The following is an 18982-nucleotide window of genomic DNA, read 5'->3' on the forward strand; positions in this document are numbered from 1 at the left end:
TAGGATGGCAAAAAAAATAGCAATTGCTAAATCGCCAAAGGTTAAAAAAGATTCAATAGAAAAACAGTTAGCACAACGCGAAGCAGAACTGGCGATAATAAGCAGTGTAAGTGAAGCAATTTCAAAACAACTTAGTATTGATACAATAATCAAAATTATCGGTGATAAAGTTAGAGATATCTTTAAAGCTGAGGTTACCGAAATCCTTCTATTGGATGAATCTGCAAATACTATTCATGTTCCATATTCTTTCTATCGTGATTATCAGGAAGCAGAGTCGTTCCAGCTTGGAGAAGGACTTACATCTAAAATTATTAAATCCGCAAAACCATTAGTCCTCGGTACTTTTCAAGAGAGTCTACAGTTGGGAGTTCTTGTACAATCAGAAGAGGAAAAAACCGAAACATACATTGGTGTTCCGATCATCGCGGGTGATAAAGTAATTGGTGTGGTGAGCATCCAGAGTTATAAGAAAAATGACTATAATGAAGAAAAAGTCCGCTTACTTACAATTATTGCAACAAATATGGGTGTTGCTTTACAGAACGCTACACTGTTTGATGAAACCAAAAGATTACTAAATGAAACTGAACAGCGATCTGCTGAGCTTGCAATTATTAACAGCGTGGGCGAGGCAATGTCAAAGCAGCTGGATGTTACTACAGTAACAAAAATAGTAGGTGATAAAGTAAAAGAAATATTCCGTTCCGAGGTGACAGAAATTCTATTGTTAGATGAAACCTCTAACATGATTCATGTCCCTTACTCCTTTTATAATGGTTATCAAGTTGTGGAGCCATTTGAACTTGGTGCCGGTCTAACATCTAAAGTAATTAATTCCCGCAAACCTCTCATGTTCTCAAATTTGGTTGATCAGAACGAAGCCGGCGCAATTACCGATGCTAATGTTGGCGAGGCTGATGAAACAGAATCTTATTTGGGTGTTCCTATACTATTTAACGATAAAATTCTTGGGGTAGTCAGCATCCAGAGTTATCAGAGAAATGCCTATAATGAAAATGATGTTCGTCTCCTTTCCACGCTCTCAACAAACATGGGAGTAACTTTACAAAACGCAAAACTTTTTGAAGAAACTAAAAGACTGTTAACCGAAACGGAACAGCGTACCGCAGAATTGGCAATTATAAATAGTGTTGGTGATGCGATGTCGAAAGAACTTGATATCAATACGGTTACCAAAATTGTCGGCGATAAGGTACGTGAAATATTTCACACTGAAGTAACAGAAATATTACTATTGGATCATGAAAAAGGAATTATTGAAATACCATATTCATACTACAATGGTTATCGAACTTTTCAGCCATTTCAATTAGGGGAAGGATTAACATCAAAAATAATTAACTCACGAAAACCATTGTTGCTCAATAATATTGAAGATCAAATTAAGCAAGGCGCAATAATCCAAAGTGATGAAGATAAAACCGAATCTTATATGGGAGTACCGATTTTATTCGCTGAGAAAGTGCTTGGTGTAGTTAGCATCCAGAGTTACCAGCAAAACGCTTACAATGAAAATAATGTGAGACTTCTTTCAACACTTTCGGCAAATATGGGAATTGCTCTTCAGAATGCCAGATTGTTTGATAGTACAAATAAACTTTTAGAAGAATCCAAACAACAGGCAATTGAGCTGGGTATTATTAATAGTGTTGGAGAAGGCTTAGCTAAACAGCTGGATTTTCAGGCAATTGTTGATTTGGTTGGTGAAAAAATTAGGGAGGTGTTTAATGCGCAAGTTGTATCAATTTCAACTTATAACGCCAATGATGATACCATTCACCATAGATATGTAGTTGAAAAAGAGGAACGCTATTATTTCGATCATCCTATTGGAATTGATCCCGATAGAAAGGAAATAGTTGAAACCAAAAAACCTTTAATATTCGGGTCAAGTCAGGAAATTATTGAGCACAGCGGGGAACAAGTGCTTGAAGGAGAAATGCCCGAATCATTTTTAGGCGTTCCAATTATTCATAACCAAACAACTACAGGAATTATTACAATACAAGATCTCGATAGAAAAAATCTTTATTCTGAAAAAGATGGACAGCTCCTTCTCACACTTGCCTCGAACATGGGTGTGGCTCTCGAGAATGCTAGATTATTTGAGGAAACAAAAAGATTGTTAAATGAAACTCAGCAAAGAAATGTTGAACTTGCCATTTTAAATGCTATTCAAGAAGGATTAGTGATGGAGATGAATTTTAACTCTATTATTAATCTTGTCGGAGATAAATTCAGAGAGGCATTGGGATTCCTGGACCTGGGTATCAGAATCTATGATAAAGAGAAAAATATTTTACATTTCCCTTACGAGTATGAGCATGGGGAAAAATTACAAATCGATTCAATGGAACCAACACCTCTTTCTAAATATGTTCTGGATTCCGGTAAAATGCTTCTTCTTAAGAAAAATACAAACGAGGAGAAGGAGAAACTTGGAATCTTCGGCAAAACAACAATTCCAGGAACCGATATTAGCAAGTCGCTGATTATGGTGCCTATTCTTCTTGGCAGCGATGCTAAAGGATTGATATTAATAGAAAATTATGAAAAAGAAGATGCGTTTAATGAGTCAGATATCCGCCTGCTCACAACTGTTGCAAATAGTATGAGTGTTGCGCTTGAGAATGCACGTTTGTTTGATGAGACAAACCGGTTATTAAAAGAAACCGAACAGCGTACCGCAGAATTAGCAGTTATTAATAGCGTACAGGAGGGACTCGCAAAAGAATTAGATATGAAGAGTATCTATAATCTTGTGGGGGATAGACTTTGTAAATTATTCGATTTACAAACTCTTGTAATTAGAACGTTTGATCATGAAAAAGCTCTTGAAATTTGGCAGTACGCTGTTGAAAAGGGAGAACGGCTTGATGTTGAACCACGTCCATTTAACTGGGCAAATAAAATATTGATTGAAACTAAACAATCGCTTGATATTCGTGAAAACTATGTAGCAACTGCAAAAAAATATGGTGGATCGGGAGTATCTAAAGGTAAGCCCCCTAAATCGGCAGTGTTTGTTCCAATGATAGCAGGTGATCTTGTGCTTGGCTCCATAAGTTTACAAAATGTTGATAAGGAAAACGCTTTCAGCGATTCTGATGTGAGATTGCTAACTACAGTTACAAACAGCATGATTGTTGCACTCGAAAATGCAAGATTATTCGACGAAACTTTACGGTTGCTCGAGGAAAGTAAAAAACGTGCCGCGGAATTGAGTACGGTTAATAGTATCAGCCAGGCTATTGTTGGACACCTCGAAATCGATAAATTAATAAATCTTGTAGGTGATAAAGTAAGGGATTTGTTCAAAGCTAATATTGTATACTTGGCACTGCTCAATAAAGAAAGCAGCATGATTGAATTTCCTTATGGATATGGAGAAGACTTCCCGGATTTGGAATTGGGGAGCGGATTAACTTCAAAAATCATTCTTCAAAAAGTGCCGCTGCTGTTAAATACTGAGGTAGATAAGAAGGCTGAGCAGTTAGGTGTTCAAAGAATTGGAGTTCCATCGGCATCCTATCTCGGCGTTCCTATTCCTGTTGGGGATGAAATTATTGGTGTTCTCAGTGTGCAGAGTATTGAAAATGAAAATGTGTTTAATGAAGATGATATGAGACTTCTTGGTACAATTGCCGCGCATGTAGGTATTGCGATAAATAATGCAAACGCATACAAAGAATTAAATAGAACTTTAGAAAATTTACAGGCAACGCAAGATCAGTTAATTGCACAAGAAAAACTTGCATCTCTCGGTCAACTTACAGCGGGCATAGCGCACGAAATTAAAAATCCGTTAAACTTTGTGAATAATTTTTCTGAATTATCAATTGGGCTCGTAGATGATTTGCGCGATGAGTTTGACAACCTGAGAGAAACTTTAGCTGGTAAGGATTTGGAAGAAATAAATGATATTCTTGATTCACTAAAACAAAATTCCGAAAAAATTAAAGAGCATGGAAAACGGGCTGACAGCATTGTTCACAGTATGCTTCAACATTCACGCGGCAAAACTGGAGAGAAGCAATTGACTGATATAAACGCAATGCTTGATGAGGATCTCAATCTTGTTTTTCATGGAATGCGCGCGCAGGATGCTACATTTAATATCAAGATTGAAAGAGAATACGATTCAAGAATCAGTAAGATTAATGTAATCCCGCAAGATATTAGCAGAGTATTTCTAAATGTCTTAACAAATGGATGTTATGAGGCTCATCGAAAGAAGCTGGAATTAAAAACCGAGGTACCCGCAGAAATTAGAGTAAAAACGGTTGAAACTGATAAGCATATTGAAATTAAAATTCGCGATAACGGCAATGGCATTCCAGAAAAGATTAGAGGGGATTTGTTTACTCCTTTCTTCACAACAAAACCAACCGGAAAAGGTACAGGACTCGGATTATCAATTAGTTATGATATTGTAGCAAGGGAACATCAGGGGGAATTGCTGTTCGAAAGTGAAGAGGGAAAATACACTGAATTTATAATCAGATTACCAAAAAACTTAAAGAACTAAATTATTATGAACGAATTTACACCGACAATACTTGTCGTAGATGACGAACCCGATCTTGAATTATTGATTAAACAAAAATTCAGAAAGGAAATAAAAAATCAAAAATATAATTTTAAGTTCGCTTGTAATGGTATTGAAGCACTCAAAAAACTTAATGAAGATAAACTTATTGAGCTGGTTTTGACAGATATTAATATGCCCGAGATGGATGGATTGACTCTGCTGGCTAAAATCAAGGAGATGAACAATCCACTGCTTCATTCGGTAATTGTTTCGGCGTATGGCGATATTTTTAATATTCGCTCGGCAATGAATGGCGGGGCTTTCGATTTTATAGTGAAACCTATCGATTTAACCGATCTGGAAATTACGATCAAAAAAGCGTTGGATAATTTAGAAACTTTTAAAACCGCATTAAAATCTAGGGAAGAATTAATAGTAGTGAGAAAAGAGTTTGAAGAAGCAAGAACCCTCCAACTTTCGATGCTTCCCAAAGAAATCCCGCAAAACAATAAATTTGATATAGGAGTTTATATGGAAACCGCCAGCGAAGTTGGTGGTGACTATTATGATTTCTCCGAAAAAAATGACGGTTCTTTTAATCTCGCAATTGGAGATGCTACAGGACATGGAATGAAAGCGGGGATAATGGTTTCGATAATGAAGACTCTATTTATTACTAATTCCACTCACCATGATCTTGAAGATTTTTTCAAGCTTGCAAATAGAGCAATAAAATCATTAAATCTTGGGCGAATGATGATGGCATTCACCATGCTCAATATTAAAAATAACCGTGTACAATTTATAAATGCGGGTATGCCTCCAATCTTTTTATATAAAAAAGATGATAATAAAATTGTGGAGTTTGAAGATCATTTTATGCCCCTGGGTGCAATGTTGGACCTGAACTTTAAAGTGACGGAGTTTGAGATAAATTCAGGAGATGCAATATTAATACTAAGTGATGGGCTTCCAGAATTATTCAATTCTGAAAATGAATATTATGGTTACAAGCAGGTACAAACAGAATTTTTAAGCAAGGCTTCAAGTACAAAGGAGGAAATTATTGAAAATTTCAAAAGGAGTGCCTTGAATTGGACAAATCAAGTTGATCCGGTTGATGATGTAACTTTTATCGTCACAAAAATAAAATGATTTTAAATCTCAATTATAAAGTCGCTAGTGTATTAATTAATGAAGCTGTAATAAATAGGAGTTAATATGAATTTCACAACAAATGAAGTATATAACGCGGTAGTATTTTCTTTTAAAGGAAAATTAATGGGTGGACCTGAAGCGCAGGAATTCCACAATACCCTTGATAGTTACTTAAAGCAGGGAAAGAAGAACATAATTGTTGAATTAAGCGATGTTAAATTCGTTAATAGTTCGGGACTCGGCAATATTGTTAGGGGGTTTAGTACTGTAAATGATGCAGGTGGGAAAATGAAATTAGCGGGTGTTCTTGATAAAATTGATGGACTGCTCTCAATTACAAAACTTAACAATATTTTTGAACAGTACAAGACTGTTGAAGAGGCAGCTAAAAGCTTTTAATTTTTTTTATCATTAAAATCATTAAGAAATCCTTGGTATAGCAAGGGTTTCTTAATTTCACCATCTATATTCTTTAGTGAATCATTACGCCTTTCACTTGAACTTCAGCCAACTTTCCCCCAATTTACCAAAGCTTATTTATTAAGTAGATCACAACTATATTAAATTCAAAATATTCTTGAGGAATCAATGGCACACAATATTCAGAGTATTAATTCATTAATTAAAAAAAACAAAATTGAGTTTATTGATTTAAAGGCGATAGACCTCCCCGGGAGGCTACATCATATCACTCTGCCGGTTCATGAAAAGATAATGGAAAAATTAGTTCATGAAGGAGTGGGGTTTGATGGTTCCAGTTACGGATTCCGTAAAGTTGAAAACAGTGATATGATTCTCATCCCTGATCTTGATACCGCAGTAATTGATTTATTTAGAGATGCTCCTACGCTTAGTTTTTATGCAAACATTGTTTTAACAGATGAGAAACGTTCCCGCTTTTCTCAGGATGGCAGATTTTTAGCACAGCAGGCTGAAAAGTTGTTAAAGGAAATTACCGGTTGCGATAAATCGTGGTGGGGACCGGAATTCGAATTTTATATTTTTTCAAAAGTTGAATATGATACAAGGACTTCAACTTCCTATTACCAAATTGAACATGCCGAGGAATTTTATAAGAAGGCGTATCATGCCGCAAATCCATTCGATATCTATGATGATTTTAGAGATGAAGCGTGCAAGCTGCTTTCTAAATATGGAATTAAAGTTAAGTATCACCATCATGAAGTAGGTGAAAGAGGCCAGCAGGAAATTGAAACTTATTTTTCCGACCTATTATCCACCGCGGATAATATTGTTACTGCTAAATATATATTGTTCAACTTTGCCCGGCAGAGAGATTTATTCATTACATTTATGCCTAAACCAATGTACCAGCAGGCGGGTAATGGAATGCATCTTCATCTTTATTTAACAAAAAAAGGGAAGAATGCTTTCTATAAAAAGGGTGAATATGGAAATATGAATCAGCTTGGAAGATATTTTATTGGCGGTATGCTGAAACACGCACCAGCACTTTCGGCATTCACTAATCCTTCAACTAATTCATATAAAAGGTTGGTCCCCGGTTTTGAGGCTCCAGTAGCACTCACGTATGGAATGGGAAATAGAGCTTCAGCAATACGAATACCCAAATATGTGAACAATGAAGATGAGACAAGATTTGAATATAGACCACCGGATGCGACAGCGAATCCATATTTATGTTTAACCGCAATGCTTTTAGCGGGGATTGACGGAGTTGTTAATAAGATCGATCCAATAGCTGAAGGTTTTGGGCCTATTGATAAAAACTTTTTGGAAGATGATGAAATACGGAGCAAAATAAAAATGCTTCCTAGAAATCTAGAGGAGGCAATTGACGCATTAAACGCCGATAATGAGTTCTTGAAACGAGGAAATATTTTTACTGAAGAATTGCTTGATCAGTGGATAAAAATTAAAAATGAGGAAATTCATTCAATTGGTACTATGCCGCATCCGTTCGAATTCAAAATGTATTTTACACTATGATATTGAGTTGATGATTACCGGTTGATTATGAAATTAGCAAATCAATGGGGGCATGAAGTGATTTAAAGTTAGAAAAGCCATCTGTAGATGGCTTTTCTTGTTTTGGTTTCAATGTCAGAATTAGAGTGAACTGGAAATAACCGCAATTTGGGTCTGCAGATTTAATTTTTATTCATTTCATTCGATAATAACCTGGATAATTATCGAAAAAATGTCTTTTGAGAATATATAATGAATAAAAAATTGAACATGCACAAAATCTTACTTGTCGTTATTCTATTGTTTTCCGGTGCATTCAATGATGTAATACTTCCTTATGTAAATCTTAAAAAGATAGATTCACTTCTTACTAAATTAAATACAGCTAATCCGCGGGAAAATCTAAAAACCTATATCGAACTACTCGGCATCAACAACCGGGTTCAACCAGCTAAATCAATTGAATATGGGAATAAAGCACTTGGGCTTGCGAGAAAATTAAATGATTTAAAAGCTGAAGGGGATATTTATTATTTAATTGGACTGAGCTTTCATTCCCAGAGCGATTATAACACAGCACTAAAATATTATGATTCCTCATACGCGATTCGTAAAAAGATTAATGATAATGTTGGCATTGGAGAATACTTAAATAGATACGCAATGATTTGTGAAGTGAGGGGAGAATATGAGAAAGCCACCGAGATTTGCTTGCAAGCCATTAATATCCTTGAAAAGGAAAATGACCCTAAAGCATTAGCCAGGGCTTATAATAGTCTTGGCATAATTTATTATATAACCGGAGATATAGAAAAAGCTAAAGAGCAGTCATATAAAGCTTTGAGCTTTAGTGAACTTGTCAAAGATGATATGATTCACGCTACTTCACATGAACATCTCGGGATTATTTACATCAAGCTAAAAGATTACGATAAAGCCCTCTATCATGTGGAAAGTACTATTGAACTTAGAAAAAAAGCTAATGACCGAATTGGATTAGGGGGAGCATATGGAAATTTGGGACTTATCTACAGGGATTTAAAAAGATTTGATGAATCGCTGAAATATTTTAATGAATCTCTTATTATAAGAAAGGAACTAAACAGCAAGAGGAGCATCGCCGCGTCTCTTGCGGGTATTGGAATAACATATTATGAGATGGGTGAGTATGAAAAAAGTCTGAGCCATCTTCTCCAGGCTTATGAAATTAGGAAAGCGTCAAACGATAAAAGGGGAATTGTGGCATCTTCTAACAGGCTGGCAAATACCTATTTTAAAATGAATGATTTCAAAAACGCATATCAATATTTAAAGATTGCGAAGAATGAAAACGACTCATTGATGAATGAACAAAAGTTAAAAACAATAGCCGAACTTCAGGAAAAATATGAAAGAGAGAAAAGGGATCAGAAAATTTTATTGCTGCAAAAAGAGAATACAATACAAACCTATTTTAGAAATTCTTTATTGATAATAACTTTGATGCTCACAGTAATAGTTGCTTTTGTTGTAAGAGCATATAGATCCAAAAGAAAAACTAATGATATACTGATTGAAAATAATAGTAAGATTACGATGCAAAAGGAAGCACTTCAGCTATTGAACGAACAACTCAAAGAAACCAACGCAGCTAAAGATAAATTCTTCTCAATAATTGCGCATGATTTAAAGAGTCCTTATCAAGGTTTGCTGGGATATTCGCAACTGCTATCAACTGAATATGCAACATTGACTGAAGCGGAAAAAATATCGTTTATTGGAAATATTGAGCAGTTAAGCAATAGCACATACAAGTTATTAGAAAATCTGCTTGAATGGGCTAGGCTGCAAACGGGCAAAATGAATTTTATACCAGAAAAATTTGACTTACTGCTTGAACTTTATCCCACTTTCTCATTATTGAAACAGACATCCCAAAATAAAAAAATAGAGTTTACATACTCAATTGATAAAAATGTATCTGTATTCGCCGATGTGAATATGGTTTCTTCAATTGTAAGAAACCTTGTTGCCAATTCAATTAAGTTTACCAATCAAGGGGGAAAGGTAACTCTAAATTCATCGATAAAAGGGGATTACGTTGAAATAGCAGTGAAAGATACTGGCGTTGGCATCAAACCGGAAAAACTTGAAACACTATTCAAAATTGATAAGAGTACAAGCACTGATGGAACTGCAAATGAAAAGGGAACAGGGCTTGGATTACTTCTATGCAAAGAAATGATCGAAAGACATGGAGGTAAAATTTGGGTTAAAAGCCGAGTTAATGAAGGAAGTACTTTCTTTTTTACATTACCACTTTCTGACATGTAATTAAAATCTAACGAACTGTTTTGCTCAACCTCCAGATACTGCCGATAGGTCCTTCACTCGCTTCCAATTATCCGAGCGGATAAAATCATTATTGTCCCGGGACAGGAGCAATTCCTCAACCATTATTGTAGAGACGCCATATATGGCGTCTCTACGAGAAAAAAACCGGTTGCGGAAGATGCTGACGGATCAATAATGAATCACAACTATAAAATTGAAAATATCCGTGTCGAAAAGTCAAATGCAGATGCATCAATAGAGAATTACAACTAAGAAAAGGATAATATAACCCTCTCAATGGTAAATGCAGTAGCCTCAATGTTAAATCACAAGTTCGCAATAGATAATATCTCCGTCTCAATGTAAAAACCAAACGCATCAACGGTGAATAAAAATGATTCAACTCCTAACATTGATGTCTCAAAAACAAAAGAAACGCGATCTATCGGGTCTCTACCCATTTTCTATAATCAGTTTTCAACACTATCATGTATCCCTCTTCTTGCATCGAAAATAGTCAAAACCTAATTTGTAATTAAAATTTTGGGAAAAGAGAGGAATTTCCATATTTATGATCATATCTAAATCCAAATCGGGCGGTGCGGCAGAGGAGAAATAGAAAAAAGTAAAGTAGCTCAAACTCCTTCTCTTAAAAAGAGAAGGGGAGCTGGGGGATGAGTTCTGAAAAAGTAAAATGTGAAGCATCATTGAAAATCTTACCGTATATTAATTCCCGTATTAACCATGTTTAATATTTTGAATAGTTAATGTGTGAACAGGTTCAAAATCTTACAGCTTAATTTTTTGAATAACTTAATTATATTTCCTTCTTTACTCACTTTTTCAATCTTTAAATGTTACTTCGTAACAGAAAGATAGTTTAAACTTGCCTCAAGAAATTGATAAGCTTACAGCAATAATTGTGGATGATGAGCTTCATGGAAGAGAAAATCTCAAGATGATAATTGATAAATATTGTCATGAGGTTAATGTTCTCGGTATAGCCAACTCAGTAGTTGATGGAAAGAATCAGGTAAAGCTGCATCACCCCGATGTAGTATTCCTTGATATCAATATGCCCGTTCTTGATGGTTTTGATTTTCTGGATGATTTTGATGAACGGGATTTTATGGTAGTCTTTGTTAGCGCCTATGAAGAGTATGGAATCAAAGCTCTAAAAGCCGGCGCAGTGGATTATATTCTGAAACCGGTAAATATCAAAGAACTGAAACTAACCGTAAAAAAACTATTATCAATAAAAAATAAAATCGGCGTGCCGGCGCAGATTAATGAAACCAATAAACTTGTAATCCCTTCGGCTCACGGTTTTAATGTTTTTATTATTGATGAGATAATCAGACTTGAAGCCGAGGGGTGCTATACTAAAGTTATAAGTCAAAATGGAAAGAGTGTAATTGTATCAAGAATACTTAAAGACTTTGAAGAAATTCTTCCCCAAAATAAATTCTTCAGAATTCATAAATCGCACATAGTTAATTTGAGCCTAATAAAAGATTATTCAAAACTGAGCGGCGGTCAGGTTACAATGACCGACGGTAGCAAGGTTGAAATATCACGCAGAAGGACAAATGAGTTTATCGCAAAAATTAAATCAGTGTTAAAATCTGTTTAAATATGAGAAGCTTCATTTATTCACTGATCATAATTTTTATTTTAACCTATCAATTGGTTTATTCTCAAACGCCCCCCTATTATCATTACACCCCTTCAGTAGGACTTGCGTCATCGACAGTTTATGATATCATTCAGGACAGTAATGGTTTTATCTGGATAGCAACATTAAATGGTTTGAACCGCTTTGATGGAAGCAGATTTTTAACTTACCAGAAAACTGATGGACTTAATTCTAATTCAATAACCTCGCTCATGGAAGGAAATAATGGTGAGCTTTATATCGGCAATTATGAAAGCGGAATTAATGTTTTATATAAAGGCAGAATTGAAAGCTATAGAACCAAAGTTAAAGACGCTGAATTCCGGACTACTTATCTGACTGACACGAAGGAACATATTTATGCCTATGGCCCATTTACGAATATTGTAAAAATAGCGAAGAAGGGAATTGCTAAAACTGATGATTTCTTTAATCCCAGGACGCAGGCAGCTAATCCTAATCTCAACAGAATAATTAAAACCGGCGAAGAACAGCTGCTTCTGTTAACATCCAAAGGATTATTCGGGTTTGATGGCAGCACTATTTCAAAATATAATATTCCCGGCTTAGAGGAGAAAAATTTAAATTGCGGGGCGGCTGATAAAGATGGGAATATTCTAATCGGTACCGAGGGAGCGATCTACCGAATCAATGATAAAAAAGTAATCGCTACTTATTCCATTAATCTTTTTTCTGAAAATAATGTTTCCAATTTAATTGTTGATTCACGGGGCGGTATTTGGTTTTCTATTTCAGGAAAAGGATTTTATACTATTCCGGCAGGATCGGATGAAATTATAAATATCGGTTCCAAGCTTGATCTTAAAACCACGCAGATAACCAAATTTATTGAAGATAACGAGGGCAATATATGGATAGCCACGTTCGGCAAAGGAGTGTATTGCCTTACTAATATTTATTTGCTGAATTATTCGGAGGATGATGGGCTCGTAAATAATTATGTTAATTCTGTACTTAAAGTATCATCGGGCAGATTGCTAATCGGCACCATAAACGGAATTAGTATTTTAGAAAACGGTTCAATCAATCAGCTACTGTACAATTCCGGGCGGGCAATCAACGGATACATAAATAATCTTATAAAGAAGGATAACAATATTTATGTTTCACTTACCTCAAATGAGTCAGAATCCATAGAAGTATTTTATAAAGATTTGAAGCTGCAGATTTCAAGGCTTCAATCGATCTGCGAAACCTCCAACGGATTATTTTTGTTCGGAGGCATCGGCAACAATATTGTAGTTCAGAAGGAGTTTAAAAATAATAAGTATCCCGAATGGAATTATCTGTTCGATCTGAAAGCTCAGCTTAATAGAATAAATATTATCAAGGAAGATTCAAAAAAAAATATCTGGGTAGGAACAGGTTTAGGGCTTTGCAGAATCACAGATTGGATTGGAAAAGAAATTGGCGGGTGGAAAAAAACTTATTATATAAATGATCCGGTATTAGGGGCCAAGATTAATTCTGTTTATGAAGATAATGAGGGAAATGTCTGGTTCGCCGGATTAAACGGAGTTGCGCGATATAATTCTATTGACAATTCTATCAAACATTTTATAAACTTCTCAGGGCATGATCTTACTTCTTCAAACTCAATAGCTATGGATAAAAGGGGGAGAATCTGGATCGGAAATATGAAAGGAGTTTATATAATTCATGGAGATTCAGTAAAGTATCTCAATAGTCAAACAGGACTTCCTTCAAATGAGGTACTTTCTATAGAATACGATAACCGGAACGATAAAATGTATATAGGAACGAGCAATGGATTATCTGAACTGAGTTTAAGTTTATTTGAAAATTATAAACAGATGTCCCCAGCACTTCATCTCAATAATTTTACCGCTGGTAATTTAAAGTTCACTGATAAAAATAATCTAGAGTTTGAAAGAGATCAGAATAATATAGCCGTTGATATTTCGGCTATAAACTACTCTTCCCCATCAACAATCAAATACCGATACAAGTTAAATAATATTATTACCGAGACCGGAAATAATAAAATAAATTATGCTTCGTTGGAGAATGGTGATTATCAACTGGAAATTTTTGCCAAAACTCAAAATTCCGGCTGGAGTAAACCTTATATAATTACATTCCGGATTCTTCCTCACTTCTATGAAACTATTTGGTTTTATGCACTGCTGTTTGCGCTTCTGATCTGTTTTCATCTCATGTTTATTTACTGGCGCATCAGATTGAATAGAAAAAAAATTAAGAAAGAACTTGAACTAGCCGAAAGAATTAACGAACTCAAGCACCAAGCGCTTTCGGCAATGATGAATCCCCACTTTATATTCAATTCGCTTAATTCTGTTCAGTATCTGATCAACAGCAAAAGAAATGAGGAAGCGAATGATTATATAGCGGTGATGGCGAAGCTGATAAGGAAAAATCTTGAAACAGCCGGTGATGCTTTTATTCTTTTATCAGAAGAGATTAGCAGACTAAAACTCTATCTTGATTTAGAAAAGCTCCGATTTCAAGATAAATTTATCTATGAGATTTTCATCGGGGATGATATAGATACAAATTCTTTAATGATACCCAATATGATAATCCAGCCCTTTGTTGAAAACTCTCTTTGGCATGGGATAATAAATTCGGGTATTGAGGGATTATTGAAAATCTCTTTTCAATTTGAGGAAGTGGATATTGATTCAGCTATATATAAATCACTTGTAATAAGAGTAACAGACAATGGAGTGGGGATAAATGAAGCTAAAAAGAGCAAGAAGGAAGATCATATTTCAAAAGGAATACAGATTATCGAAGAGCGTTTAAGGCTGCTGAGCGCTAGAATGGAAATTCCAAAGCCAATAATGTTTGAGGATTTAAACTCTGTGAACAGTAATTTACATGGAACAGAAATAATCATTTCTCTTCCTCCACCTCTTTATAAAATAAGTTAGTAGTTAATATTCCCCGTTTTTGCCAGCCGTTTATTTATATAATCATACCGTTTACTTATTAAAATCTTCCGATAACTGATTCGCAGTTGCCGCATGAAGCCTTGATTTATAGTTTCGTACAAAATTCAAACGGAAAAAATTGAAAAGCATAAAAAAGTTGATCGAATTATTCAGCAAAAAATCGGTTTCCCCGCCTCTACTAATCATTAAAAAGGGGGGTACAGATGAAATTGGTAAGGAATATAAATCAATTGATGAAGCGATTGATGATCTCGAGAGAGATCCAAATGTTCCCTCAGATAAAATAAAGGAACTCAAAGAATCACTTAAAAAACTTAAAAACAAAAAATCGATCACAATTAGGAATGGCGAAATAATTAAATGAAAATGAAAGAGGTTAAAATGAAAAACCTGCATAGAATAATAGCGGTTGCTTTTTTCCTAAGCTCCGTAATAAATATATATTCACAAACGGCATATGTAAAATGGCCCTTAACAAGTGATCAAAATCCAGATAATCCTATTGGAAATATCCAGGCATCTCAGCAGACAATTGGAACCGGTTCGGGTTCTTATCTCTTATCTATTTATAACCCATATGTCGCAAATGGTCAAAGATTATGGACCGGTAATCAGGGAACCGGATGGATTGCGGGACTTCCTGATTACACAAGATTTATTCAATTTGATGCGAGTCCGACTACAGGGAATGATTTCACGGTTCAATTTCTCTCATTTAGATATAGCGATAATCCGTTAGGTACCGATTTCAATATAATTAAAGGGGAAGTGTGGTATTCAATTGATAACTGGAACAGCAAAACTCAATTACATACAACCGCGTTAAATTATTTAAATACTTCAGTACAAACATTCTCAAAAAGCTTAAATGTACTTGTTCCAAATGGAAAAACGTTTTCTCTCAGAATTTATCCATACACTCTTAATGGCGGTTTAGCGATGACTCCCTCATTCGCCACTCATAAAGATGTATTGATTGAAGGAACTACATCAGCAGCGGAAAGTGATACGTGTGAGACAAATTCTGTTATTCTAAATACAGGCTGGAATTATAATACGAGCAGCGCTTATGCAAATCCCGGAACTGATCAGGATGTGTTTTGGACATTAATAAACGCGCCGATGAGCAACGGTCCGGTAAATCTAAACGGGCCGGCATGGGTGATAGATAAACATCCCGCATGGGCTCAGCCGGGAACCGGAAGCCAGTATATTTCAGCTTTTCAGACTTACGGCTCTAATCTAGCTAACGGCGAAGCGACCGATACTCCTTATGTGTTCAGCAAAAAAATATGCGTGGGGGAATTGACTGATCTGATTTTCAATTTTAAGATTCTTGTTGATAACCGCGCGGAAGTAAAATTTGTTGACGCGAATGGAACCGTAATCTCGACACTTGTTTCGTTCAGTTCCTCTTCAACGGCAAACTTTACTGCAGCTACCAATGTAAATCAAACATTGCAAAATATTACCCCGGGCACTTATTATTTGCTAATTGAATTGCGAAACGATCACGTTAATACCGCGATGGGAGTTAATCTGCAGGGAACTGTAACCGGTTCTTCAAGTACGTTAATAAACTCATTGTGCTGTAATCCTCCGGGCTCTTCAATATCCGGCTATAAATTTGAGGATACCGATAATGACGGAATAAAGGATCCCTCTGAATCGTTTTTATCGGGCTGGATAATAAACTTATCCGGCAACAATATTACTCAAACTTCTACGACTGATGTAAACGGAAATTATTTATTTACAGGATTATCCGCCGGTACTTATACTATTTCAGAAACTGCTCAGTCGGGTTGGGTAGCCGGTGTTACGGGAGATCAGCATTCTGTTGCAGTCGGGGCTAATCAGGCAGTCAATAATATTAATTTCGGAAATCTGGTTTCTTCCGATCCGTGCATTTCATTAAGCGCAACAGCAGTAAAAACTTCACCGGACGATTGCAGCTGGAGTTTAAGTTTAACTCAGCCTGCAATACTTACGGGAGTAAGTTCAATCCAAATTATGTCACTCGCTCCAAATCAATTTACTACCGGAACGGGGCTAGGCGTAAATTTTCAAAACTGGTTTACAACCGGAACTAATACCTATACTTCACCTTCCGGTACTGTTACTGGAGGAAATCTTAATAATTTTTTCACTATTAATTTAAGCTATGTAACATCGCCTCAGGTGGTGGTTGTAAATTGGCTTAATGAATCTGGAACAGCAGTATGTTCGGATACACTACGATTGAATTGCGAGATTCCATGCTCCACTATTGAAATTGATTCGGTTGAGTGTGTTGGCAGCCATTATAATTTATCCTATTCATTTACCAATAACGCAACATATAGTGTTTCCAATGTTGAGTACACACTGCAAGGTTCAGGAAATATATCGATTGCACCATTAGCCGCACAATTATCATCAATGGTACAACCCGGTGCAAATTCAGGACTTCAAAATATTTTAATATCCGGCGCAGTACCCGGAGATATTGTAAACATATTAGTAAAGTTTAATAGTCCCGATGGTTGCTGTTGGTGTTATGAAACAATATCAGTAACAATCCCAAATTGTAATACGGTATGTGATTCATTAAGTGTTCAAGCAAAGGGAAATCCGGAGGATTGCTGTTATTCAATTTCGTTAACAAATAATAGTTCAACTAAATTTTCAAATGTGGAATTTGAATTACTCTCAGGCGGAATGTTCAGTACTGTATCAACTACCTCCGCGCCGGGGTGGGGATTCACAAATGTTTTCCCAAATAATGTAATTAAACTTGTGAAATTTCCTTTAACTAGCGGTATTGCAACTGGAAATTACAGTGATGTACTTGATATGTGTATCCGGCAATATACATCTCCAAATCAGGTAGTTGCTGTTAGGTGGATTAAAGATGGACAAGTAATCTGTACTGACACATTAAAATTTGAATGCGCTCCGCTCGAGCCGAAGATTGACAGCTGTTCACAAGCTATTAACGGCACACTTACCTGCTTGCCAAACGGAACATATAAATATGAGTTCCGGGTACAGAATAATTCTAGTATAATGTCAACAGGTTATGGAATTTATCCAACAACTCCGGGAGTAACATTCTCTCAAACAATTTTTAATACCAGTATTATGCCGGGACAAGTCTCGCCAGTTACCACTATAATTATTGCGGGCATTGGAGCGGGGCAAAATCTCTGTTTCCAAACAGCGGTTTTTACAGTTGTTCCGGGGCAGACGGCATATAATTACTGCTGTCACAGTGATACCATGTGTATAACTGTACCAATCTGTGGAGGCAAAGAGGATTGTACGCCTCCTCCGTCTGGAATGATGGGTTGGTGGCCGGGGGATAATAATGCCAATGACATTTCCGGCTTCAATAATCATGGAACATTATTCAGTTCTATCGCCTACGCAAATGGTAAAGTTGATAAGGCATTCAGCATGTCCCCGGATATGATACTTCCCGAATTTATAGTTGTTCAGGATAATCCCGCATTAAACTTCGGAACAGGAAATCTCACAATTGACGCATGGGTTAGAACCACTGATAACCGCGGCGTATTATTTTTAGTTGATAAAAGAGCGGGTACTGAGGTCCTTCCGCTCGGTTATAGTTTCTATATTTCCGGAGGCAAGATTGGATTTCAGATGGGAGATGGATCATCATCAATTAATTATTCAGCCACAACTTCTCCGGTTGCCGATGGAAACTGGCATTTTGTTGCTGTCTCAATTGAAAGAAATAATAAATTCGGCGGTAAACTTTATGTTGATGGATCGGTTGTATTAACCTTTGACCCGACAGCTGTTGCCGGATCAATAACCAATCAGGCCAAATTTTTTATCGGTCAGCGGAATATTTCCTTCGCGATTCCTTTTAAAGGGGAAATTGATGAAGTAGAAATATTTAACCGGGCATTGGCGGATTCCACAATCTTTAGAATATTTGCCGCAGGTGAAGCGGGTAAATGCAAACCTAAAACAACATCCATTGATGAAGGAAGTACTGGAAATGCTATACCTCAGGATTATCAGCTTCAGCAAAACTATCCGAATCCATTTAATCCCTCTTCAAAGATCAGGTATGATTTACCAAAATCCAGTTTTGTAAAAATAAGTGTGTATGATATTCTTGGAAAAGAAATTGCAATTCTTGTAAATGAGGAAAAGAATTCGGGTAGTTATGAAGTAACATTTGATGCTAATGGGTTAGCTAGTGGAATCTATTTCTATACAATAAGGACTAAAGAATTTACGCAGAGCAGAAAAATGATACTTCTCAGATAATTATTTGATAAATAAGTATTGTAATACTTAATCTTATTTACAAAAAAAAGGCATTCTCAATTAATGAGAATGCCTTTTTGAATATTAATA

The 18982-nt window shown here is 35.9% G+C and carries 9 protein-coding genes; all 9 read left to right on the top strand.

Going from position 1 to position 18982, the window contains the following annotated elements:
* Positions 1-4 precede the first annotated feature (4 nt).
* The 9 genes from KF816_03960 (at position 5) to KF816_04000 (ending at position 18892) form a co-directional block, all read left to right on the top strand.
* A complete protein-coding gene (locus KF816_03960) occupies positions 5-4552 on the top strand; it encodes a GAF domain-containing protein (protein MBX3007166.1) in 4548 nt (1515 codons plus the stop codon).
* Between the two features lie 6 nt (positions 4553-4558).
* On the top strand, positions 4559-5710 hold the full coding sequence (locus KF816_03965) for a SpoIIE family protein phosphatase (GenBank protein ID MBX3007167.1): 1152 nt from the start codon (positions 4559-4561) through the stop codon (positions 5708-5710).
* Positions 5711-5776: 66 nt separating this feature from the next.
* Positions 5777-6112 carry an STAS domain-containing protein gene (locus tag KF816_03970; GenBank protein ID MBX3007168.1) on the top strand — a complete coding sequence of 112 codons (336 nt, stop codon included), beginning with the start codon at positions 5777-5779 and terminating at the stop codon, positions 6110-6112.
* A gap of 189 nt (positions 6113-6301) precedes the next feature.
* Positions 6302-7684: a type I glutamate--ammonia ligase gene (glnA, locus tag KF816_03975; protein ID MBX3007169.1), complete on the top strand. Its 1383-nt coding sequence runs from the start codon at positions 6302-6304 to the stop codon at positions 7682-7684.
* 231 nt (positions 7685-7915) lie between these two features.
* Positions 7916-9976, top strand: coding sequence for a tetratricopeptide repeat-containing sensor histidine kinase (locus KF816_03980; GenBank protein MBX3007170.1), 2061 nt, complete (start codon positions 7916-7918; stop codon positions 9974-9976).
* Between the two features lie 886 nt (positions 9977-10862).
* A complete protein-coding gene (locus KF816_03985) occupies positions 10863-11609 on the top strand; it encodes a response regulator transcription factor (protein MBX3007171.1) in 747 nt (248 codons plus the stop codon).
* Between the two features lie 2 nt (positions 11610-11611).
* Positions 11612-14587 carry a histidine kinase gene (locus KF816_03990; protein MBX3007172.1) on the top strand — a complete coding sequence of 992 codons (2976 nt, stop codon included), beginning with the start codon at positions 11612-11614 and terminating at the stop codon, positions 14585-14587.
* Positions 14588-14726: 139 nt separating this feature from the next.
* Positions 14727-14972, top strand: coding sequence for a hypothetical protein (locus tag KF816_03995; protein ID MBX3007173.1), 246 nt, complete (start codon positions 14727-14729; stop codon positions 14970-14972).
* A 17-nt stretch (positions 14973-14989) separates the two neighbouring features.
* Positions 14990-18892 (top strand): T9SS type A sorting domain-containing protein, encoded by a 3903-nt coding sequence (locus KF816_04000; GenBank protein MBX3007174.1) that lies wholly within the window; start codon positions 14990-14992, stop codon positions 18890-18892.
* Positions 18893-18982: the final 90 nt, after the last annotated feature.

This window comes from Melioribacteraceae bacterium (genome assembly GCA_019638015.1).
Classification (GTDB): domain Bacteria; phylum Bacteroidota; class Ignavibacteria; order Ignavibacteriales; family Melioribacteraceae; genus JAHBUP01.